The organism is Vibrio marinisediminis (assembly GCF_014050145.1).
In the GTDB taxonomy this organism is placed as follows: Bacteria; Pseudomonadota; Gammaproteobacteria; order Enterobacterales; family Vibrionaceae; genus Vibrio; species Vibrio marinisediminis.
Genome location: NZ_JACFYF010000001.1, coordinates 545,579 through 566,422, shown reverse-complemented (window position 1 = coordinate 566,422; position 20,844 = coordinate 545,579). Strand labels below are relative to the sequence as shown.

The 20,844-nt window shown below is 43.6% G+C and carries 20 protein-coding genes; 14 read left to right on the top strand and 6 right to left on the bottom strand.

Features of this window, described 5'->3' with window-relative positions; translation table 11 throughout:
• The first annotated feature begins 432 nt into the window (after window positions 1–432).
• The 4 genes from H2O73_RS02625 to hpaR all read left to right on the top strand — a co-directional run bounded on the left by H2O73_RS02625 (window position 433) and on the right by hpaR (window position 3,894).
• Entirely contained in the window at window positions 433–1,458 is a 1,026-nt protein-coding gene (locus H2O73_RS02625; RefSeq protein WP_182106232.1) for a TRAP transporter substrate-binding protein, read from the top strand.
• Between the two features lie 5 nt (window positions 1,459–1,463).
• Window positions 1,464–1,991, top strand: coding sequence for a TRAP transporter small permease (locus H2O73_RS02620; protein WP_182106230.1), 528 nt, complete (start codon window positions 1,464–1,466; stop codon window positions 1,989–1,991).
• On the top strand, window positions 1,992–3,290 hold the full coding sequence (locus tag H2O73_RS02615; protein WP_182106228.1) for a TRAP transporter large permease: 1,299 nt from the start codon (window positions 1,992–1,994) through the stop codon (window positions 3,288–3,290). It abuts the gene before it with no gap.
• A gap of 178 nt (window positions 3,291–3,468) precedes the next feature.
• Window positions 3,469–3,894 (top strand): homoprotocatechuate degradation operon regulator HpaR, encoded by a 426-nt coding sequence (gene hpaR, locus H2O73_RS02610; protein WP_182106227.1) that lies wholly within the window; start codon window positions 3,469–3,471, stop codon window positions 3,892–3,894.
• A gap of 76 nt (window positions 3,895–3,970) precedes the next feature.
• Here the strand turns inward: hpaR and hpaC are convergent, their stop codons facing one another.
• Both hpaC and H2O73_RS02600 read right to left on the bottom strand, forming a co-directional pair.
• On the bottom strand, window positions 3,971–4,477 hold the full coding sequence (hpaC, locus tag H2O73_RS02605; RefSeq protein ID WP_182106225.1) for a 4-hydroxyphenylacetate 3-monooxygenase, reductase component: 507 nt from the start codon (window positions 4,475–4,477) through the stop codon (window positions 3,971–3,973).
• Between the two features lie 184 nt (window positions 4,478–4,661).
• A complete protein-coding gene (locus H2O73_RS02600) occupies window positions 4,662–5,573 on the bottom strand; it encodes a LysR family transcriptional regulator (protein WP_182106223.1) in 912 nt (303 codons plus the stop codon).
• 56 nt (window positions 5,574–5,629) lie between these two features.
• Here H2O73_RS02600 and H2O73_RS02595 point away from each other — a divergent pair, with 56 nt between their 5' ends.
• The 3 genes from H2O73_RS02595 to H2O73_RS02585 all read left to right on the top strand — a co-directional run bounded on the left by H2O73_RS02595 (window position 5,630) and on the right by H2O73_RS02585 (window position 8,013).
• Window positions 5,630–5,845 (top strand): DUF2798 domain-containing protein, encoded by a 216-nt coding sequence (locus tag H2O73_RS02595; protein WP_182106221.1) that lies wholly within the window; start codon window positions 5,630–5,632, stop codon window positions 5,843–5,845.
• Between the two features lie 76 nt (window positions 5,846–5,921).
• Complete coding sequence (locus H2O73_RS02590) at window positions 5,922–6,983, top strand: HlyD family secretion protein (RefSeq protein ID WP_182106219.1); 1,062 nt, start codon at window positions 5,922–5,924, stop codon at window positions 6,981–6,983.
• A gap of 10 nt (window positions 6,984–6,993) precedes the next feature.
• Window positions 6,994–8,013, top strand: coding sequence for a DUF2955 domain-containing protein (locus H2O73_RS02585; RefSeq protein WP_182106922.1), 1,020 nt, complete (start codon window positions 6,994–6,996; stop codon window positions 8,011–8,013).
• A gap of 59 nt (window positions 8,014–8,072) precedes the next feature.
• Here H2O73_RS02585 and H2O73_RS02580 read toward each other — a convergent pair whose 3' ends face one another.
• The 3 genes from H2O73_RS02580 to H2O73_RS02570 form a co-directional block, all read right to left on the bottom strand.
• Entirely contained in the window at window positions 8,073–8,789 is a 717-nt protein-coding gene (locus tag H2O73_RS02580) for a YebC/PmpR family DNA-binding transcriptional regulator (protein ID WP_182106217.1), read from the bottom strand.
• 84 nt (window positions 8,790–8,873) lie between these two features.
• Window positions 8,874–9,083 carry a DUF3283 family protein gene (locus H2O73_RS02575; protein ID WP_182106215.1) on the bottom strand — a complete coding sequence of 70 codons (210 nt, stop codon included), beginning with the start codon at window positions 9,081–9,083 and terminating at the stop codon, window positions 8,874–8,876.
• Between the two features lie 149 nt (window positions 9,084–9,232).
• Window positions 9,233–9,430: a PA3496 family putative envelope integrity protein gene (locus H2O73_RS02570; protein ID WP_182106213.1), complete on the bottom strand. Its 198-nt coding sequence runs from the start codon at window positions 9,428–9,430 to the stop codon at window positions 9,233–9,235.
• Between the two features lie 370 nt (window positions 9,431–9,800).
• On the opposite strand from H2O73_RS02570, the gene H2O73_RS02565 reads away from it, so the two are divergent.
• The 3 genes from H2O73_RS02565 to H2O73_RS02555 are packed head-to-tail and all read left to right on the top strand — an operon-like array spanning window position 9,801 to window position 12,048.
• A complete protein-coding gene (locus tag H2O73_RS02565; protein WP_182106211.1) occupies window positions 9,801–10,649 on the top strand; it encodes an ABC transporter ATP-binding protein in 849 nt (282 codons plus the stop codon).
• Window positions 10,646–11,578, top strand: a complete 933-nt coding sequence (locus tag H2O73_RS02560; RefSeq protein ID WP_182106209.1) for an ATP-binding cassette domain-containing protein — start codon at window positions 10,646–10,648, stop codon at window positions 11,576–11,578. Before H2O73_RS02565 ends, H2O73_RS02560 begins: the two co-directional genes overlap by 4 nt.
• On the top strand, window positions 11,575–12,048 hold the full coding sequence (locus H2O73_RS02555) for a transcriptional regulator (RefSeq protein WP_182106207.1): 474 nt from the start codon (window positions 11,575–11,577) through the stop codon (window positions 12,046–12,048). Before H2O73_RS02560 ends, H2O73_RS02555 begins: the two co-directional genes overlap by 4 nt.
• Before the next feature lie 379 nt (window positions 12,049–12,427).
• Here the strand turns inward: H2O73_RS02555 and H2O73_RS02550 are convergent, their stop codons facing one another.
• A complete protein-coding gene (locus tag H2O73_RS02550; protein ID WP_182106205.1) occupies window positions 12,428–14,398 on the bottom strand; it encodes a replication initiator protein RctB domain-containing protein in 1,971 nt (656 codons plus the stop codon).
• Window positions 14,399–15,647: 1,249 nt separating this feature from the next.
• Here H2O73_RS02550 and H2O73_RS02545 point away from each other — a divergent pair.
• The 4 genes from H2O73_RS02545 to H2O73_RS02530 all read left to right on the top strand — a co-directional run bounded on the left by H2O73_RS02545 (window position 15,648) and on the right by H2O73_RS02530 (window position 20,839).
• Entirely contained in the window at window positions 15,648–16,865 is a 1,218-nt protein-coding gene (locus tag H2O73_RS02545) for a ParA family protein (protein WP_182106203.1), read from the top strand.
• Window positions 16,866–16,872: 7 nt separating this feature from the next.
• Window positions 16,873–17,844 (top strand): ParB/RepB/Spo0J family partition protein, encoded by a 972-nt coding sequence (locus H2O73_RS02540; RefSeq protein WP_182106201.1) that lies wholly within the window; start codon window positions 16,873–16,875, stop codon window positions 17,842–17,844.
• Between the two features lie 203 nt (window positions 17,845–18,047).
• The gene (locus H2O73_RS02535) at window positions 18,048–20,042 is read left to right on the top strand and encodes a GNAT family N-acetyltransferase (protein WP_368737142.1); all 1,995 of its coding nucleotides are present in this window, start codon (window positions 18,048–18,050) and stop codon (window positions 20,040–20,042) included.
• Window positions 20,043–20,539: 497 nt separating this feature from the next.
• Entirely contained in the window at window positions 20,540–20,839 is a 300-nt protein-coding gene (locus tag H2O73_RS02530) for an STAS domain-containing protein (protein WP_182106197.1), read from the top strand.
• The last annotated feature ends 5 nt before the right edge of the window (window positions 20,840–20,844 follow it).

Genomic DNA, 20,844 nt, shown 5'->3' with positions numbered 1-20,844 from the left:
TTTATTTATGGCGCTCTAATCTGAGCTGTCTCTCGCAACATTTAATTAATATGTTAAATACTTTATTTAATATGTTAACTATTGTCCAGTTTTGCAAAATAAGCAAAATTAGCCTTATTAAACAAATAGATAAATAAACAAATAGCTTTTTATATGAAAGGCAATTCGGATGGTTACACAAACAACGTGACAATAATCACCAAAATAAGCCTATCTAGTGAGCTTTTAGATAGTAAAAACCATGAAAACTGCGAGGAATTAGTGAAATTAATTGCCAATCATTGATCTAATTAACATATTAAGTATTTGTGACACACATTATTAACATTCCACATTGCAATCCTTCGTGATTAGTTAATATATTAAGTAAATATTCATACGACTCACTCAGTGGGCAATTCAATCTAACGTGAACGAAAAAGGACTAGCGTTATGCGACTAAATAAAATCGCCGCCATTACGACATCCGCTCTGCTACTCATGGGATCAATGTCAGCGAATGCAGCACCAGAGAAAGTAATAAAAGTCAGCACTTGGGGCTCGCCAAACCATGGCATCAACAAAGTAGTATGGCCAACGTGGGGCGAATGGATTGAAGAAGCAACAGAAGGTCGTGTGACTTTGAAAGTGGAATACGATCTTGCGCCTCCGCATACCCAAATCGATGTGGTCACCGATGGTATCGGCGATGTAACTTGGATTTTTCATGGGCATAAAGCAGGACGTTTTAAACTGACTCAACTGCCAGAAATCCCAACCTTTATCGAGGGAACCAGTTCTGAGTTAATGTCGCAGGCTTACTGGCGCACATTTGATAAGTACCTAAAGGATGGTCGCGAACACCGTGGCGTTGAAGTGATGGGCTTGAGTGTGCATGGTCCGGGTCAATTGATCACAAAAATGCCTGTTGATTCACTCGACGACATTGAAGGTAAAAAAATTCGTGTGGGTGGCGGTGTCATCTCTACTATGGCAAAAGACATGAAAGTCACACCTGTCTTCATCCCAACCACCAAAGTGTATGAATCTCTATCGCAAGGTGTTGTAGAGGGTGCCTACTTACCATTTGAAGCGCTTAGCTCGTTCCGTTTAGCTGAAGTAGCAGACAATACTCTGGTTGTTCCTGGTGGTTTATATCGCGGTAGTTTCGCGATCATCATGAACCGAGACACATTTGCTGATCTTTCAAAGCAAGATCAAGAGGCAATCCGCGCCGTATCGGGGGAAAAACTATCGCGCCTATTTGGTCAAATGTGGGATAACGCCGATCAAAGTGCTTACCAGCAAGCGCTTGAATCGGGTCATACCTTCACTCCAGCATCAAAAGAGATGGTGGCGCAGCTTAAACAAGCAAGTGAACCACTGGTTTCCGATTGGTACAAAGTGGCAGAAAAGCGCAAAGTGAATGGTCCGGAAGCTTATCGATACTTTAATGCTCAACTAGAGCAAGGGATGTAAAGCCTATGACTGGTTTTAGTTTCGCTAAGACCATAGAGCGAGGGCTTGGCTCCCTCGCTGCTTTGAGTCTATTCCTGATGATGGTCATCACCTTTGTTGATGTGACGGCGCGAAACCTATTCAATGCCCCGATTATGGGCTCAACTGAAATGGTTGAAGTGCTATTAGCAATAATGGTGTTTATGGCCTTTCCTTTGGTCTCTTGGCAAGAAGAGAACATCTGCGTTGACCTATTAGACAACTACTTCCCCAGTAAATGGGTTGGTATACGTCAAATTGTGATTAACCTGATCTGTTCTTGCTCACTGATCTTAGTCGCTGCAACAAACTGGAAGCTCGCTGGTCGCTCGATGGAGTACGAAGAAGTGACTGAAATACTTGAACTTCCTCTTGGTTTCGTGACTTATCTGATCGCCATTACTGGCTTTATTGGTGGTGCGCTGACTTTGTTTAATGCTGGCTACTACACCAAAAAGCTTTTCTCTCGTACTGACTCTTCTTCAGACGTAAGCATCAAAAGCAAGGAGGCTTAGATGATTGAGTCAATTATTGGTTTTACAGTATTGATCACACTGATCTTGCTGCGCTTGCCCCTTGCGTTTGCCATGGGTGTGGTGGGGTTTGTTGGATTTTGGTATATCAATGATTACAACTGGACCGCCGCGATGTCGATGGCGGCGCGACGTATCATTGATACCGGTCAAGACTACGGACTCTCGGTCATTCCACTCTTTATCTTAATGGGGAACTTTGTCACCAAAGCGGGTATTTCCAACGAGCTTTATCGTGCCTGTAATGCCTTTGTTGGACATCGTCGTGGTGGTCTTTCTATGTCGACCATTTTAGCGTGTGGTGGGTTCTCAGCCATTTGTGGCTCAAGCCTAGCCACATCAGCAACCATGTCTAAAGTTGCCATGCCACCGATGCGAAAATATGGTTATTCTGATGGCTTAGCCTCTGCGTCTATCGCAGCCGGTGGCACATTAGGGATTTTGATCCCACCAAGCGTGATGCTGGTGATCTACGGCTTACTGACTGAAAGCAGTATCCGAGAGCTGTTCGCTGCTGGCTTCTTACCTGGCTTACTCGGTATTGGCCTCTATCTCGCGGCAGTGCAATGGGTTGTGATGCGCAAACCCGAAAGCGCCCCTCCGGGCGAAAGAGTCAGTTGGAAAGATCGCCTAGTGGCTCTGAAAGGGATCTTTTCAACCTTGCTGCTGTTCGTCATCGTTATGGGTGGTATCTACATCGGTGCATTTACACCGACCGAAGCGGCAGGTATTGGTGCTTGTGGTGCCTTTGCGTTGGCAGCAGTTCGCGGAAAAATCAACTACGCCGTATTGCGTGAAATTCTGATTGATACCGCGAAAACATCAGCGTCTCTCTTCGCGGTGGTTATTTCCGCGCTGATTTTGTCTAACTTCGTTAACCGAGCAGGCTTACCAACCGCGTTGGTTGATCTGATCCAAACTGCCAATGTGACGCCCATGATGGCGCTGGGCATTATCTTGCTGATATACATTATTCTTGGTTGTGTATTTGAAAGTATGTCGATGATGTTGCTGACTGTGCCAATTTTCTTCCCGGTGATTGTCGAGTTGGGTTTCGACCCAATTTGGTTTGGCATTATCGTGGTGGTAGTGACCGAGATCAGTTTGATCACCCCACCAGTCGGTCTAAATGTTTTTGTCCTTTCCGGGCTAATAAAAGACATCAATACCGCCACCATTTTTAAAGGCGTCCTTCCTTTTTGGGTCGCTGACATGGTTCGTTTAGCACTGATTGTGATGATACCCGCGATTGCGCTGTATCTGCCAAACATGCTCTATTAACAGCCTTTTAGGCTCCTTAAATAGTTAAGGAGCCTTTTTTAGCTATTCATCATAAGACGAAACAAATTACTATAAGACGTAGCCATGTTTTGTAGTAGCCTATAGCTAGGGGAAACTAAAGGGATGAGTCGTATTATCCAGCAATATTGGCTTAATAATAATTAATAAGGTTAGCTCAATGACTAAATACGAAAATTCTCTACCAATTCAGCTAATTAAAGCTAGAGATGTTGCAATGCAGTACTTTCGTCCTGTTCTTGCAGATAATGACCTCACAGAACAACAATGGCGTGTATTGCGAGTGCTTGAATCTAAAGGTCCTACCGATTTTTCAACACTGTCCCATGAAACATGTATTTTGAGCCCTAGCTTAACTGGCATTATTAGCCGTCTCGAAAAACAAGGTTTTGTGACCAAACAAAAATCACCGCACGATGGCCGCCAATTCTACATTCATATTACTGATAAGACCCAAGCGCTGGTCGAGCAGCTAAGACCACAGATTGAACAACAATATTCAGCGCTTAAGAAAACGTTCGGTGAAAAAAAATACCAGCAACTTTCACAACTACTCACCGAGTTGATCGAGCTGCAAACTAAATAGATTGGCTTGTTATAATAGAAAAACACCCACATTCGTGGGTGTTTTTCTATTGATATTGGCAAGTAACGTTGTGCTATTACGCCACTTCAGCAACCGGTGCTTTCGCCTCGACTGATTTAAATTCGCGGTCAAAGTAGATCAAACCATCTTTATCTTCTGTGTGGATAGTATGCAGCTCAACAAAAAATACCGAGTGAGTACCGACTTCTTCTATCGAAGCCACTTTACCTTCCAATGTTGCTAACGCGCCTTTAAGTACTGGCACTGCGTCTGCGTTTTTCTGCCAACCATTAAGTTGAAAACGCTCCTCCATTGAAAGCCCTGTCATACCAGCAAAATGCATCGACATTTCTTGATGCTCACTCGCACAGACATTGATGCAAACACTGCCGTTTTTCTTAATAATTTCATTGGATGCGCTATTACGATTAACACACACAAGCACTGTCGCTGGGGTATCGGTTACTGAGCAAACGGCTGTTGCGGTAATACCGATGGTACCAGCTTCACCGCCAGTGGTGACGATATTAACCGCAGCAGCAAGTTTAGACATCGCGTTTCGAAAATCCTGTTGTAGAGACATGTTATTCTTCCTTATGAGCTGACTTTTCCTCGGGCTTCTATTCTTTTTTATCTTTAAAGCCTCATCAATTTACACCGTCATATTGACCTACTCTTGCCGCGGAAAACATAGACTCTTCTTTTATTCGCTTGTACTTTTCGTGGCAAACCGCGGTGCTGATTTCCCCAACAGCGCTTTGGAATGACTATTGGATTTTTTTTACCCCTTCTAGTAGTGCTTCAACAAACAGTGACAACGCTTTAGGTTGGTATCGACGCTGCTTGTACACTAGGTAGGCTTTGCGTGTACTGCGGCTATACTCTGGTAGTAGCTGCACCAAATTGGCTTCAGGCTTAACATGACGAAATGGCAAAGATGCAACGCCTAAGCCTTTCTCTACCATAGCGATAACGGCAAGTATGTCATTCACCACCAGCTTAGGTTTAATTTCAATTACTTCGACCAGTTCATCACCGCGATAAATCGGCAAATCAACGATGTTATCAACCGAAACCCACGCTTGCTCTGTCAACTGCGCGAGGTCTTCAATCTCGCTTGCGTTTTCAATGTATTCTGGGCTGGCAAAAAATCCATGATTCGCTTCAAATAAAGGTCTGGCTATCATCCCCTCCATCTCACGAAGATCAAATGTCATCAGTAAATCACGGTCGCTCTGCGGCACGATCTGCTCTTGACTCAGCACCAGATCAAGCTGCACTTTCGGGTAGCGAATAAGAAATTCTTCCACCACTTCACTGGCAAAGCCTCGATACAAATTGTAAGGCAGCGCCAGTTTTATTTTGCCTTCGACATCTTGGCGATCTTCACTCAATTGATCAAACGCGGTTTCAATGCTCTCCATACCACTTTTTAGCAGATTGAAGGCACGTAAGCCTGACTCCGTTGCCACCAATTCCCTGCCCTGTTTTTCCAATAAGCGGACATTTAGACGTGACTCTAGCGCAGTTAAACGCCGAGACATGGTGGAAACCGGCAAGTGCAAATGGCGAGATGCGGCTAATAAGGAGCCATGTTCTACCACCGAGCAAAACAGATAGAGATCATCTACGTTTCCAAATATGGAATTCACACTTCTAATCCTGATTATTTTTCTCACTATTGAGTGGTTATATACTGAGCTCAACAAAAAGCCAAGCTCGATAGGAGTAAATAATGAACAGCAAACTGTTTTGGATCACCGCGCTGATGTCATCTTTCGCTATGGCATTAATGATGTCGGGTGTGCTATCAGGCTACAAACTTGGCTTTAATAGTGAGTGGCCAATGATCTGGCTAGAGAGCTTCACCATCGCTTGGCCTTGTGCTCTGCTGCTCAACCTTACAGTCTTACCGCAAATTCGCCGCCTTGCGGCATGGATTGCTGCGTAAACAGATAGATATTTGCTTACGCAGCCGTTTGCAACCCAAATTCAAGGATGGAAAAACACTATTTAAGAGAATTGTTGTGACTGAAAAAATCTACCAATACGTTCTGTACACCGTACTGACTGTCACTGCTGCGTTTTCTATTTTCTTAGTTGCCGCTGACAATATTGCCCCTTTTACGACTCAAGCGTCGATGCATCGCAACATCGTGACCATTGCTCCTGAAGCCTCCGGCGTGATCAACCATGTTGCCGTAGAGAATGGTCAATGGGTCAATGCTGGTGACACACTTTTTACTCTCGATGATCAAAGCTACCAACTAAAAGTTAAGCAAGCTAAAGCAGAACTGATCCAAGCCGAGCAAAGTTTTCAAGCCAGTGAGCAGCAGCTCATTGCCGCTAAGCAGACGCTATTACAACGCCAAAAACAGCAACGAAACACTCAAGCAAAGCTATCGCGTAACAAAGCTTTATATAAGAAAGGCTTAACCACCACACAAACCATTGAAGACAGCCAACTCAATGTCAAAGTGGCTCATAGTGCATTACTTGCTGCTCAAGCTGATGTCCTGCGCATAGAAGCGCAGTTAACTGACGCTGAAAACAACGCCGCCATTCAGTTAGCCAGAACCAAGCTCGCCAGCGCAGAATTGGACCAGCGCCATACGCGCATAATCGCACAAACCGCAGGGGTGGTGACCAACTTGCAGTTACAACCCGGCAGTTACATTAGCCAAGGGGCAACAGCACTGTTACTGGTGAACGAAGCACAAGCTTGGCTAAGCGCAGATTTTAACGAGAAAGGCATCAGCCACTTAAAGCAAGGGAACACCGCTTATATCGCCTTTGACGCGCTCCCAGGGCAGGTGTTTATCGGTCATGTTGAGAGCCAAGAACGTGCAATACGCGATAGCAATAATAGTGGTGGTCAATTGGTGGATGTGGCTAACGACAACCGCTGGATTCGCGAACAACAAAAAGTTCGAGTACGTATCCAAATAGAAGATCTTGATGCCAATTCAACGGCGCAACTCATCTCTGGTGCTCGTGCGTCGCTATCTATGGTCAATGGATCTCCCGTAATTGATGCCATCAGTTCTACATGGATTCATTTAGTCGCACTATTTCGCTATATCTATTAGGTCGCCAATGATGTTTCGATTTGACAACAATTCACAACGCAATGAGGCAATTCGAGTCACTCTTTCCATCGCGGTTTGCATGCTACTAGGTAAGCTACTCGGTTTGTCATCGGCGGTTTACTTGGCGCTGTATCCCACCATCATCATGACCAAGTGCAAAGACTACTCTTGGATGGGGTTAGCCCGTGTATTTTTGCCCACCTTGCTCGCCGCCAGTACTGCGCTGGTGGTTAGCAATACCTTTTATGACCACCCGTTCATAATATGGACCATCAGCCTATTGTTCTTTGATTGGATGCGCCGCAGAGCCACCACACCCGCAAAAATGGGTGCAATGCTGATGCCAACATTTAACTGGATACTGGTGATTGTATTTGCTCAACATACCAGTGCAGACATGACGACCCGTATTCATGAGATATTGATCTCTATGATGATCACTGCACTGGTTTGTAAAGCCTTCGTCGCACTATTTCCTATAGCATCAAAAGGCAAGCCGCCAAGCTTTAAAGAGAGCCCCGTGACAGCGCAGCAGCGATTGTTATCAGTCTCATTGATCGGTATTGGCGTCGGTTTTCTACTGCAAGTTGACATGTTGTCCGCCACCTTCTGTATGGTGCCGGTGATTGCCGCATCATTACAATGCCAAGCCGAAGCCTTTCGCCAAGTAATCGAGAGGCGCTTTATCACTCAAGTAGGAGGCTGCGCACTGGCATCCATTTTTACCATGCTACTAAGCGGTCACCAATCCATATGGGCTATGTATGCATTGTTACTGGTTGTGCTCATTTTTTCGATTGCCAGCTTGATGGTAAAAGCCGATGTTACAGCGCGAGATGTTCATGCCGATGCGTTATTAGCAACCATGCTGCCGATTCAGCTCTACCTTGGAGTACAAGAAATGGGTTTAGAGCGCACTATGTTGCGAGGCTGGCAATTGGCAGTTACGCTTGGAATATTATATTTGTTGTACCAGCTATTCTGCGCGAAGCGCCCTACCCTGCAGGCAACTCAAACTGATTCAAACTAATTGAAAGCAAAAAAAAAGGCCTCGCAAATGCGAAGCCTTTGATCAATTCAACACTGAAATTAAACTTCAGCGTTGTGGTATACCTGTTGAACGTCATCACAGTCTTCTAGAAGATCTAGGAACTTCTGGAATTTCTCTTGGTCATCAGCCGAAATTTCTGTGTACGTTTGAGGAACGAACGTGATCTCTTCAACGTCTAGAGTAAGATCTGCGTACTCAGCGTTTAGCGCCGTTTTCACTTTGAAGAACTCAGTGTGAGGTGCGTAAACAGTGATTACACCGTCTTCAAGTTCAATGTCAGCAACATCACAGTCAGCCATCATTAGTGCTTCTAGTACGGCTTCTTCGTCTTCACCTTTAAACTGGAATACAGCTTGGTGATCGAACATGTGAGACACAGTACCAGGACCACCAATCTTAGCGCCTGTTTTCACGAAACATTGGCGAACATCTTGGAAAGTACGGTTACCGTTATCAGTTAAACAGTCAACAATGACACTTGCGCCACCAGGAGTGAAGCCTTCGTAACGAGCTGGTTGGTAGTCTTCACCACCGCCGCCATTTGCTTTATCAAGTGCTTTCTCGATAACGTGCGCAGGAACTTGGTCCTTTTTCGCTTTCGTGATCAAGTGGCGCAATGACAAGTTCATATCTGGATCTGAACCGCCATTTTTAGCGCTCATGTAAATTTCTTTACCGTACTTGGAATAAACTTTAATTTTTGCGCCTGCTGTTTTTGCCATTGAGGCTTTGCGCACTTCAAAACTTCTTCCCATTGGGACGTTCTCTCTAATTTCAATTTAATGCGAGGGATTTTAGCAAAAAATGAGGGCTTTTCAATTTAGCCTCATCGCTTTGGGTCACGCGATGCCCATTAATCGTTTGTATTTTTCAACGCTTTGCATAAACCAAGTTCGTTCGGTTTCATCGACGAGTTGGTTCGCTTGTTGAATAATTTCTTCAGGACCTGATTTCGCCTCTTTAAGCTTCCACACCAAAAATGAGGCTTGCTTATCTAGCTCAACCTTATTTTTTTCATCTGCGGGCAGCAACGACAAATTCACCGACATAGTAAGTTCTCGAATCCTAAAAAATACAAAGCGGAAATATACCACACCAAAGAGGAATGTAGAGAGAAGAAAACAGGGATAAGATCAAAAACAGTAAAGGGTGGCTTATAGATTAGCCACCCTACAGGACAATATTTGCAAACATCTGCTTAATGAAGCAGACCAAGTTCTCTCGCTTCTTCAATCGTTAATCCACTTTCACGAATCTCTCGTAGCGCTTCTATGCGGCGACGAGCTTCAGCAGATTTAACCATTGAAGTGGGCTTTTGCGACTCAACTTCTTCCGTGAAGTCCCACTTATTTGCAATACTTGTCATTTCATCATGGTCTAGTGAATTGATGGACATAAAAACCTCCGCGAAAACCATGCAAGGGACGAGGTAATCTTTAGCAAACACTCCCCTATCTTGTTAAGCAGATTCAGTCGAGAATGTGATGGCGATAATAGTTCAATTAGCTTATTAAAAATTGCACTCAATTTACTTTGCACTGACGAGAAATGCGCATTACATTTAGAAAATTCCCCCTAGAATATGATTCTTGTTCTAGATCACGTTAAGCACAAACTATCACCACCTCCTCACAAGCTCACCGACTCTTTTTCATCGATTAACAGCGATTATTTTTCGAGTTAGTTCACCTTTTTCTTTCAGACTTCTTTTCTCATTCGAATTAAGAGTTAATGATAATCATTCTCTTTATCAATCGAGTGTCGTTATGAGTGAACATTTATTGCAGCATGCCTTTCATGCAGAACCGGTAATTCAAGTCCGCGACTTGTGCGTGGATTACATCACCGACCATGGTGATTTCAACGCCGTGAAATCCGTTAGTTTTGATATTGGTCACGGTGAGATATTCGGGCTCGCCGGCGAGTCTGGTTGTGGCAAAAGTACCATCGCCTTTGCGATTAACCGATTACATAAGCCGCCTGCGTTTATCTCTGCAGGGCAAATTCATTTTGAAGGTAACAACTTACTTAAACTTGCTGAGCGCGAATTCAATACAATTCGTTGGAGCAAGATCGCGATGGTGTTCCAAAGTGCGATGAATTCACTGAACCCGGTTCTTCCGATCAAAGAGCAGTTTGCCGATGTTCTACGACACCATAAAGGCATGACAGAAGAGCAAGCCAAACACCGAGCAGAACAGCTACTTGATTTGGTCAATATTCCAAGAGAACGGCTAAGCGAATACCCTCACCAGTTTAGTGGCGGTATGCGCCAACGACTGGTCATCGCAATTGCATTATCCCTCAATCCAAAATTGATCATCATGGATGAACCGACCACCGCGCTTGATGTCGTCGTACAACGAGAGATCTTGCAACAAATTTATCAACTACGAGAAGAATTTGGCTTTTCGGTTTTATTTATTACTCATGATTTAGCGCTGATGAGCCAATTATGCGATCGCATTGCCATCATGCGACACGGCGAGATCGTCGAAGTCAACACATCCAAACAGATCCGTTCTAACCCTCAACATCCATACACTCAGAAGTTATGGGCTTCTTTCCCGAACATCCACCAAAATAAACATCAAGCAGAAGGAGCAATGGCATGAGTGAAGCGATTATCCAACTCAACGATATCGTCAAAGAGTTTAATGTCGGTGGCGGGTTCTCCTCAGTAGAACGTTTTAAAGCACTACAAGGTATCAGCCTAAGCCTTTACCCAGGACGAACCTTGGCACTGGTCGGCGAATCTGGATGTGGTAAGAGTACCTGTGCCCGCTTGATCACTAAAGTTTATCCCGCGACGAGTGGCGAGATCTTTTTCAAGGGCAAGAATATAAATCAGATCCAAAGCCGCAAAGATCTACTCGATTATCGCAGTAAAGTGCAAATGGTATTTCAAGATCCATTTGGCTCACTCAACCCGACTCACACCATTGAACACCACCTCACCCGCCCATTAAAGATCCACAAACAGGTGAAAAATAGTGCTGAGATCCCAAGCAAACTTCAAGAATTACTCAAGCTGGTGGAGTTAGATCCGGATACATTGCAAAAATACCCTCATGAACTCAGTGGTGGGCAACGCCAACGAGTTAATTTAGCACGTGCTCTGGCGGTCGGTGCGGAGGTTATCTTGGCTGATGAGCCGACCTCAATGCTCGATGTTTCGATACGTCTTGGCGTGCTTAACCTAATGCAAAGAATGAAAAAAGAGCTAGGTATTGGTTTTCTTTACATCACTCACGATCTCGCCACCGCCCATTATATCGCTGAAGAAACAGCAGTGATGTACAAAGGGCAGATTGTAGAATGGGGAGACACACAAGCGATCTTAACCAACCCACAACACCCGTACACTAAGCTATTGATCTCCGCGGTGCCCGATCCTGACCTACCATTTGGTCATTTAGTGGAAAGTGAACCAAACTACTCAATAGAAGCGGATCAAATTCGTGCTACGAGCGCTATCGTTCATCATGGGGTTAAGCAAGCTGGTCCAAATCACTTTGTAAAGCAATGGGATAACGTCGCATGAATCAATTAGAGTCCTGGGTAGAGCAGATCAGCCATTGGTATGAAACCCGAAAGCATGATCAAGATGAATCATTACAATCACTGATCCTTTCTGCCCCGGATTCTATTTGGGGACCTACCATTACCGAATTACAAAGCAAAGCGATCGCATGCTGGCTGGATGGGTGTTTGCGCATTTTCCATAGTTTGCGCTATCGCGAGCCGAGCGTCGCCTACCAATACTTGCAGCTGGCTAGCAGTAAATTACAAGCCTGCGCCAGCCACACCCAAGCTGATATTGAGTTAAAAGATTGGTCGATGAAGCGGTTACAACATCTTACGGTATTGGCACTGGAGTTTTGCAATCAACAGCATCAAAACGATTGGCAGCGAGAATCACACCAATTAATTGAGGCACACGTTCTGTTTATGGCAGCGCAAGGATGGAATGAGATCCGAAAGCATGATCAAGGCTCGCAACCCTATCATTGATCCACATCGATATTATCGATCGCTCTACCTTGATCATCTTTCCGTATTTTCATTCATGTGTCCGGTGTTTTAAAGGCGTTGGACGCTATCACTCTCAAAATCGTTCGTACTATATCCAAGTGAAATCGTTAAGCAGAAAGGGCAGTTTGGCTGTACGACAGGCAAAAAAAAGCGAGCTCCGTAGAACTCGCGAATAAAATTCAGAATGAATGTAACAATATGAGCCAATCTAGAAGGGTAGGAACTACCCTAATATTTCATCAGAAAGGACAAAAGGTTGTCTATTCGTCTTTAATCATAGCGTTTGCTTAAATAACATTGTCAGTGCTATGTCAGCTCAATGTAGTAAAACTGTCTATTTAATGAACAATGGCGAACTTTAAATTGCAACTTCATCCAGCGCCCTAAAGACCGTTTCATCCAAGTGACCATCCATCACTTGCTTACACACTTTACGGCGTACTGCCAAACCGGCAATCAAACGTTCGATTGATAAATGCTTGTTATGACTCTGGCTGTTATACAGCTCGATCATCTTGCTCAATGTCTCATATGGAATCGGCGTTTCACCAACACGAAGCCAATCAAGCTTCTCAATCAACTCCTGACACTCTTCACGAATAGATCCTTGGGAATGCCCTGTCATAGCCGCTAACGCCGCTATACTGCGTTCTAGAGCCTCCTCAGAGGTGTATTTAGATAGCGTTATGGTAATTTCGTCCGCATTTATCTCTACCAAGTGTTTGCGTTGCTTCACTCGACGCCCTAAATGCCCTTTAGGTGAACGTTCTTTACGCTGAATCGGTTCGAACTCACCATCAATGATTTGAGAAAGTTCATCCAGCTGCTGGCGCGTTACCATCTCATTGCGTAATGGGTTCGGCAACGTTGGCGCCATATTGCGCTTGCCCGCATTCGTCGTGCGAGCACGGGAGTATCGTAGAACCTCTTCAACGTCACACTTAATGTCAACTTGGTAGTCTTTGATCTTATCTTTTTCGCTGACCGCCGAGATCGTTAAGTGATAACCCCATAAATTCACCACGAATAGCTCGTCGGATCCTTTGCCTTCAGACAAACGCTTCAGCTCGCGGATCAGATCCATCGAGAAGCGACGCCATTCAATGTTACGCGCTAATTTTTGGTTCAATTCACTCAAAAGCATCACATCGGTGTGGCGACGTGACATACGAGTACGAAAGTAACTATAGAGTTGGAAGACTAAGGTGTGTTGTTTCAATATTTCTGGCGGAAATAGGAAGAAATAATCACGTGTGAGCAACTCTTCATAGAATGACGGTTCCCAAACTAGGATGTATAGGTTGGGTTTAATACGTATTTCGCCGTCAGCGCCTTCTGTAGGTGCTTCTTCTGATGCAGTAATGGTTCGGGCTATGAAACGAAAACGGTCGCTCTTGAAGCCTTCTGGCATGTTCTCGCTTAACCAACGCCCTGCAAGTTCATGCAGTTGAAAATCGGTAAATTCAATTCGATCAATACTATCGCGTATTGAGTCACGCGCAGGACCACTGTCTTTCTTGCCACGAAGTGACAAAATATCGGTGATGTACAGCGGTGTTTTATTTGGTACGTGTTTCGCATCAAGTTGATATTGATGCTGGTGGTGATCATGATACTGAACCGTCAAGGTAAACAAGGCGAACAGCGTCATAAGATCGTCGACCGTCATGATGTGTTTTGATGATCGTGTTTCGATCACTGCACGCGTGCCTGATATTGACACCATCGATTTTTGATAGTTTTTACGAGTTCGTGGTGGAGCTAGCGCTTGGTCAATAATGCCCGCCCAATTGGTTGGTGATACAACAAACTGGTCAGCTTCATCTTTCATCGCTGGTGGCGTGTTTAAGCCATATTCGTTTAGTAAGCGCTTGTTTACTTGCGTTTGAGCGAGTGCTTTAGAGCGCTTCTTTTTTTCAGTTTGTTTGACACTTTCAGTGACTAAACTGGTTGCGCCTAGCGCGGAAATCAACTTACTTGGGTTCACAAACTTATGCAGCATGGTTTTCCCAGCTAAACCCTCTTCGAACTTAACCGGGATTTGATCAAATAACCCTACTGTAACCGCTGCACGTAAACGCTGCTGAATGGCTGCACGAGTAATTTGGCCATCTGTTGCGTCGATCAGTTCTGTGGTAGAAACCAGACCATCTTTGCTACGAAAGCCACGTAGTGATATTAAATTCAGAAGCTCTACTATGCTTTTAGTCACGCCTTTGAAGTGTTGGTATTGATCTATCCAGTCGACTGCAGCTTCAGACACTTCAAATAGATGTCCATCCTTATGACTGCGTGGGGCTTTGATCAGTATTTTTTGTTCTGAACTCATTCTTGGATCCGTATCACATAAGCCGTAATATCGTTATTGTTCCTGAAGAATAAAGAAAAAAAGATCATAAAGAAAGAAAAAACTTATTGCTCTATTAAACTGATCTTTCTGATTAATATGATCTAAATTGATTATATGATCTATTGATCTGATGTTTATTTTGATTTTAAGTTACTGATACTAAATAGTTATTTTTTTAGCGCTTTGAAAGCATGATCATGAGTTTATCGAAACGATGATCATTAATTCAATGAAAGCATGATCAAATTTAACTGAAACCATGATCATCATAACTTCGAATAAATGATCAACGTCGTTCTCGAAGCATGATCAACGACGCTACACATCTTATCCACAAGCCCGCAGCTAACTATGATCAGTGAATTCTAGATTTATAATCCAGATTGAGGTTATTGCCGCAACGATGATCAAGGTAGCTAACCTATTTCGCCTTATTTGTTTAATTTATAGCCATCGATTTTATTGAAATACAGTCAACTAGGCTGAGAATTCAATATTCTACTCTGATTCCTTCATTTGAAAGCATGATCAAGGTTAGTGTGTTTAATGCCTTCAATCAGCTTTGTTTACTCAAATGGGGGCGATTTTGCATTCGATCGGCTGTTAGGCTAGTGTTCATCTGCATTCCGCCGTAATTCAGACATCATTTTACATGCTTCCGAGGGTTAGCATACCTTGATCATTGATCCAATGTTGGATCATATCGCGTATGGTAATTGAATCGATATTTATCTGTAGCATTTACCTTGATCATTTTTCCCATACGCTTATATTTTTACGAAAGCATGATCATCATGTTTCCCTTGATCATGCTTTCGCAGAGTCCCCGCTTTCTACTGTGGTGTTCGGGATGATGAGTAAACGTATTGTTTGTTTTTGTTTTCAATTGTGGCGGAAATTACGTTTTTTCAATAATCCATTTGACACCTACCGTAATTTATCGCTAAAAACTAATCGTTCCGTGTAAACTGCTGAGAAAATAGCCGTAGATTACTTTTTTACAATGTAAATAAGTGACAATGTAACGCGTGAAAAGTTTATCTATTTGCCACGAGTTATCAGTGGAAAAATGATTAAAAAATGACATGCTTTTCTTAAATGTCATTAAAATGGTTAAGGTGTGTCATTTTAATGTGATGTTTATCTATTGGTTAGTGTTCACCTTTTAATTGTAAAAAGCATTAAGTGCTGTACAATAATGTCAGGTTACTAATAACGGAATTTGGCAATGAAAAGAGAACAGACAATCGAGAATCTCATTCGGCTAGCGGAACAAACAGCACAAGTTCAAGCAGACCGCATTGAGATTGTGTTAGAAGAGCGAAGTGATGAACATTTTCCTCCTATGTCTAAAGCATTAATGGAAACTCGTTCTGGTTTGACTCGCCGTAAATTGGACGATGCTATCAGCAAGTTAGAAGCGGATGGTCACCAATTTACAAAGAACAATGCCAATCATTATTCCATCTCATTGCAAGAAGCTCATATGCTGATGGATGCGGCTGGTGTGCCAAAATTCTTTGAGCGCAAGAAAACAGCTGACAGCAAACCGTGGATTATCAACGTGCAGAACCAAAAAGGTGGTACGGGTAAATCTATGACAGCGGTTCATCTAGCGGCTTGTATGGCGCTAAATTTAGACAAGCGCTACCGAATTTGTCTTATCGACTTGGACCCACAAGGTTCATTGCGCTTATTTTTGAACCCACAAATTAGCTTAACTGATCACGATAATATCTATTCGGCTGTCGATGTGATGCTCGAGAACGTGCCTGAAGGGGTAGAGATCACCAAAGAATTTCTACACAAAAATGTGCTATTACCTACTCAGTATCCAAACTTAAAGACCGTATCAGCCTTCCCTGAAGACGCGATGTTTAACGCGGAAGCTTGGCAAAACTTATCGCAAAATCAATCTCTCGATATTGTTAAGCTACTTAAAGAGAAACTGATCGATAAGATTGCCGATGATTTCGATATGATCATGATTGATACTGGTCCACACGTTGACCCATTAGTGTGGAATGCAATGTATGCGTCGAACGCATTGCTAATTCCATGCGCAGCGAAGCGTCTAGACTGGGCATCAACAGTGAACTTCTTCCAGCACCTGCCGACGGTATACGAGATGTTCCCTGATGATTGGAAAGGGCTTGAGTTTGTTCGTTTGATGCCGACAATGTTTGAAGACGACAATAAAAAGCAAGTTTCGGTTCTTACCGAGATGAACTATCTATTGGGTGATCAAGTGATGATGGCGACGATTCCTAGAAGCCGGGCATTTGAAACTTGTGCTGATACCTACAGCACCGTATTTGATTTAACAACCAGTGACTTCGAAGGGGGCAAAAAGACCCTTGCAACAGCACAAGACGCAGTACAGAAGAGCGCTCTCGAGCTTGAGCGAGTATTGCATAGTCATTGGAATTCACTAAACCAAGGGTAACTAACTCATGGCAATTAAAACTTCAGATTTAAACGCTAGATTATTTGGTAAAACCAACAAACGTCGCGCAACCACACCGCAAGAAGCGCAACAAGCAGCAAAAGAGCAAGCACAAGTCATTGAGCTAGCGGTTGCTGGCGAAGAAATGGTTGCGTTTGAGTTGATGCGAATTGAAGCAGATCAAGTAGAAACGGACACGGTCGTTTTTGCTGAGAATGCGCGTGAGCAATCATTCCTTAATGAGCACGCGCTATCTGACGTGCTTGTAACACTTCGTGAGCGTGGACAGCAGTATCCTGCGGTTGGTCGCATGCGCGAAGATGGTAAGATTGACGTTCTCGATGGTAGCCGCCGTCGTATGTCGTGTATCTTAGCTGGCAAACCATTTCTTATTTATGTTGCACAAAACATTAATACAGAACACGCTAAATTCTTGTCCGACGTAGCAAACGCTCACAAGCCTTTATCACTATATGAAAAAGGTAAGGAGATGCAGGCTAAATTGGAGAGTGGTGAAGCAGAAGACCAAAAAGCATTAGCAAAAATGTTCCAGTGCAGTGAAGCATTGGTGAGTGGGGCACTTAAAGCCGCAGATTTACCGCTGGAATTGCTACAAGCTTACCCGAACGTTGCTGATCTTGGTCGCCCAACGATCGTTAAACTGCACAAACAATTTAGCCAGTTGAGTCATGCAGACAAAGGCATGTTGTTGAAGAACTGCCGAGATGATGATGGTTTTGCCTGGCAGCGTAGCGCAGCACAAGGTGTGGCTCGAATTACTAAAGACGTTTCAGAGATGATTGAAGCGTGGGTTGAAGAGCTTTCACCAAGCAAACGCCCTGCGAGTAATAAAGTTGATTTGATTAAAGGACGTGTAAGTTACAGCCGCAAAGGCGCTAACTTGGCGCTAAACCTTAAAAAAGTTGATGATGACGTGATGCAAGAAATTCTAAGCTTTATCGAAGCTAAGTTGAATTAGTCGCTTCACTAACATACATAATTTTGAAAAGCCGCGTAGAGCGGCTTTTTTTGTACCTAAAGAATAATGGCTCGATTCAGTGGCTAGTAAAACGCGACATTGATTGTTTAAGTCGCTCACCCATGGCGAAAATTGCGCATAACAAAGTATACTAGTTGCAAATCACTTTTTGTTTATAAGCTATGTTATCTGAACAGTCATTTGTGACCCAGTTATTCCAACTTGCCCAATCGCGTCAGCACCGATTTGGTTTATGCCTTCGTGGCGATCAAGCGTGGCAAGAGACGTTTTGCCAAATAGCTTCGAATTTGGCTAATGGTGAGTGCTTTCAACTCGGTGGCGTTGAATCTCAATATTCAGACCGATGGTGTCCAATGGATAAAGGTCAGCGTTTACTTGGGCATGAATGTGGATTACTTGTTGTTGATATTCAAAATGGCATTGATGCCAATAGCCTTACCTCGTTGCTTGGTACTTTACGTGGTGGTGGTTTAGCTATTTTTATCCAAAGTCATCATGAGCTGCGCAATGACGATGAGAATGACTACGCCGAGCAGTGGTTCTCGCGTGCGCTGCAACAATTGATTGTGGTTAAACAGCAAGGTGCGTTGCCTGTACTACCAATATTGCAAGCCGACCTACCTACATATTCTCCCTTTGACATGCAGCAACAGGCTGTTGGGTATATTCACAAAGTGGTTAGTGGGCATCGCCGTCGACCACTTGTTTTAACCGCGGATCGAGGGCGAGGAAAAACCAGCGCCCTTGGTATTGCAGCGGCTCAATTGATGTCAGAGCGGAAAATTAGAATTGTGGTGACTTCGCCCGTCATAGGTAACGTTGCTCCATTATTTGAACACGCTCTGCGAGGGTTGCCTGGAGCGCAACAAAGTAAGTTTCGACTTGATTGGAATAGCTCATCAGTTGAGTTTGTCGCGCCCGATGAATTGTTGCGTGGCCATGTAGACTGCGATTTATTGTTTGTTGATGAAGCGGCAGCAATACCTTTACCAATGTTGATTACTATTGTTGAACGTTATCACAGAGTCGTGTTTGCTACGACGATCCATGGATACGAAGGATGTGGGCGAGGGTTCACACTCAAGTTTCAATCTTGGCTACAAGAGAATCGTCCCGGTACGCGTTTCTATCATATGGATACGCCCATTCGTTGGGCTGAAAATGATCCATTAGAACAATGGCAATATCAAACATTTTTACTTGATTGCGAGTTACCACCTTTGTCATTTGATGATGAGGTTTCTATTGATCTGGTTGAGGTCAGTAAATCTGATTTGTTCACTTCACCAAATATTCTTAAACAGTGCTTTGCTTTGTTAGTTAACGCGCATTATCAAACGACACCGAATGATCTGATGCTGCTTTTAAACGACCCAGCGATGAAGTTGTTTGGTCTTTTCAATCAGGAACAATGCATAGGTTGTATTGTTGGCGTGGAAGAAGGAGGGCTTGATATTGAACTGGCTAAACAGATTCTCCTTGGTAAAAGAAGACCGAAAGGTCATTTGGTTGCCTCCTCTCTAGTTAGCCATCTTGCGTTAGAACAACCAGCACTTGATTTGAGCCTGCGAATTATGCGCATTGCTGTCCACCCTGAATGGCAAGGAAGAGGCGTTGGCTCTAATTTGTTAAAGCAGCTTAAGCAAAAGAGCCATTACCATTTCTATTCCACCAGTTACGGTGTTACCAATGAGTTGCTTACTTTCTGGCATTCAAATGGATTTCGCTCAATTAAGTTAGGCAGTACGCGCGACCAAGCCAGTGGGTGCCATTCTTTGATAATGGTGGACGGTCAACAAGATTGGATAGATTGCGGTGAATCGTTATTTTCGTCATGTTTGAGCTATCAGTTAAAAGAGATGTACCGCCATTTAGATATCGGTTTAGTATGTTCATTAGCTCAGCTAAATCCATTGAGTAGCTCCCGTCTTCAACAGACTGAACTGCGTTTGCTTGAGAACTATGCCATTGGAGGATGTCATTACGAAAATGTCGCACCAGTCATTGAACGTGCTTTATGGCAGGTAGGCTTTTCTCTTTGCTACTCTCTACTGGTTCGTAAAGTAGTTCAGCAGTGGAGTTGGAATGACTGTGCGGAAGAGTTTAATTTCACTGGAAGGAAACAGCTCGAATCAGAAGTACGCCTGCAAGTGGCGCAACTGCTTAACCAACTTTAAAACAATTTACAGTGTAAACGGGAATTGGTTTTACACTGTAAATTATACCTGCTGTTTACAATGTAAATTCCACTAACGCCTGTCCTATATCTAGCCTAATATCTTCAAGTGCAAAGTCCTGCACTTACCATGAGGCGAAGATGGTAATCTACAAGCATACAACTAACCGTATGTCATTCGTATAATTACCTATTTGCATTGCCTATTTGCTTAATAACGATTCCTTTCTACACTCAAACAATACGCAATTAGTTTTATTAGGTGAGGTTGGTAATCTCATCATTTTCGTCGTGACTACTTAATATTGCCGGTTATCGCGCTGTCGTGGAGCAACACATCAATGACAGTGCGTTATTGCCGTGATGTTAGGTCAGTGATGTTAGGTCAGTGATGTTAGGTCAGTGATGTTAGGTCAGTGATGTAGTGGACGAACGTAATGTTGGATAACAACAAATCATAGTAAAAGCTATTCGCAGCGAGAAAGGGGGAGAGGGCTCATGTCTGTTAGGGCAGAAGTTGACACAGAGTCAAAGCAAGTAGTCATCTTTGTCAAAGGTGCCTTTGGCTTTAATTTAATTCACGAGTTTAAGCGTTGCTATTCTGAAAAGCATGAATATCAATTCACGATAGACCTACGCAAAGTGGATTACATCGATAGCGCAGGGTTGGGCATACTTATTAATATGCAGAACTATCTCGAACATAGTGATGGCGCTATTCGATTGACCAACACGCTTCCTCAGGTGCGGAAAATTCTCGCTATTTCTAGATTCGACAAAAAGTTCAAGATTGAATAGGGCAC

What these genes read in the sequence shown, in the direction of transcription:
- H2O73_RS02555 (WP_182106207.1), top strand. Translation starts at nt 11,575, where the DNA reads ATGAATCAATTAGAGTCCTGGGTAGAGCAGATCAGCCATTGGTATGAA.
- H2O73_RS02585 (WP_182106922.1), top strand. Translation starts at nt 6,994, where the DNA reads ATGTTTCGATTTGACAACAATTCACAACGCAATGAGGCAATTCGAGTC.
- H2O73_RS02550 (WP_182106205.1), bottom strand. Translation starts at nt 14,398, where the DNA reads ATGAGTTCAGAACAAAAAATACTGATCAAAGCCCCACGCAGTCATAAG.
- H2O73_RS02545 (WP_182106203.1), top strand. Translation starts at nt 15,648, where the DNA reads ATGAAAAGAGAACAGACAATCGAGAATCTCATTCGGCTAGCGGAACAA.
- hpaR (WP_182106227.1), top strand. Translation starts at nt 3,469, where the DNA reads ATGACTAAATACGAAAATTCTCTACCAATTCAGCTAATTAAAGCTAGA.
- H2O73_RS02615 (WP_182106228.1), top strand. Translation starts at nt 1,992, where the DNA reads ATGATTGAGTCAATTATTGGTTTTACAGTATTGATCACACTGATCTTG.
- H2O73_RS02560 (WP_182106209.1), top strand. Translation starts at nt 10,646, where the DNA reads ATGAGTGAAGCGATTATCCAACTCAACGATATCGTCAAAGAGTTTAAT.
- H2O73_RS02625 (WP_182106232.1), top strand. Translation starts at nt 433, where the DNA reads ATGCGACTAAATAAAATCGCCGCCATTACGACATCCGCTCTGCTACTC.
- hpaC (WP_182106225.1), bottom strand. Translation starts at nt 4,477, where the DNA reads ATGTCTCTACAACAGGATTTTCGAAACGCGATGTCTAAACTTGCTGCT.
- H2O73_RS02565 (WP_182106211.1), top strand. Translation starts at nt 9,801, where the DNA reads ATGAGTGAACATTTATTGCAGCATGCCTTTCATGCAGAACCGGTAATT.
- H2O73_RS02540 (WP_182106201.1), top strand. Translation starts at nt 16,873, where the DNA reads ATGGCAATTAAAACTTCAGATTTAAACGCTAGATTATTTGGTAAAACC.
- H2O73_RS02620 (WP_182106230.1), top strand. Translation starts at nt 1,464, where the DNA reads ATGACTGGTTTTAGTTTCGCTAAGACCATAGAGCGAGGGCTTGGCTCC.
- H2O73_RS02580 (WP_182106217.1), bottom strand. Translation starts at nt 8,789, where the DNA reads ATGGGAAGAAGTTTTGAAGTGCGCAAAGCCTCAATGGCAAAAACAGCA.
- H2O73_RS02595 (WP_182106221.1), top strand. Translation starts at nt 5,630, where the DNA reads ATGAACAGCAAACTGTTTTGGATCACCGCGCTGATGTCATCTTTCGCT.
- H2O73_RS02575 (WP_182106215.1), bottom strand. Translation starts at nt 9,083, where the DNA reads ATGTCGGTGAATTTGTCGTTGCTGCCCGCAGATGAAAAAAATAAGGTT.
- H2O73_RS02570 (WP_182106213.1), bottom strand. Translation starts at nt 9,430, where the DNA reads ATGTCCATCAATTCACTAGACCATGATGAAATGACAAGTATTGCAAAT.
- H2O73_RS02530 (WP_182106197.1), top strand. Translation starts at nt 20,540, where the DNA reads ATGTCTGTTAGGGCAGAAGTTGACACAGAGTCAAAGCAAGTAGTCATC.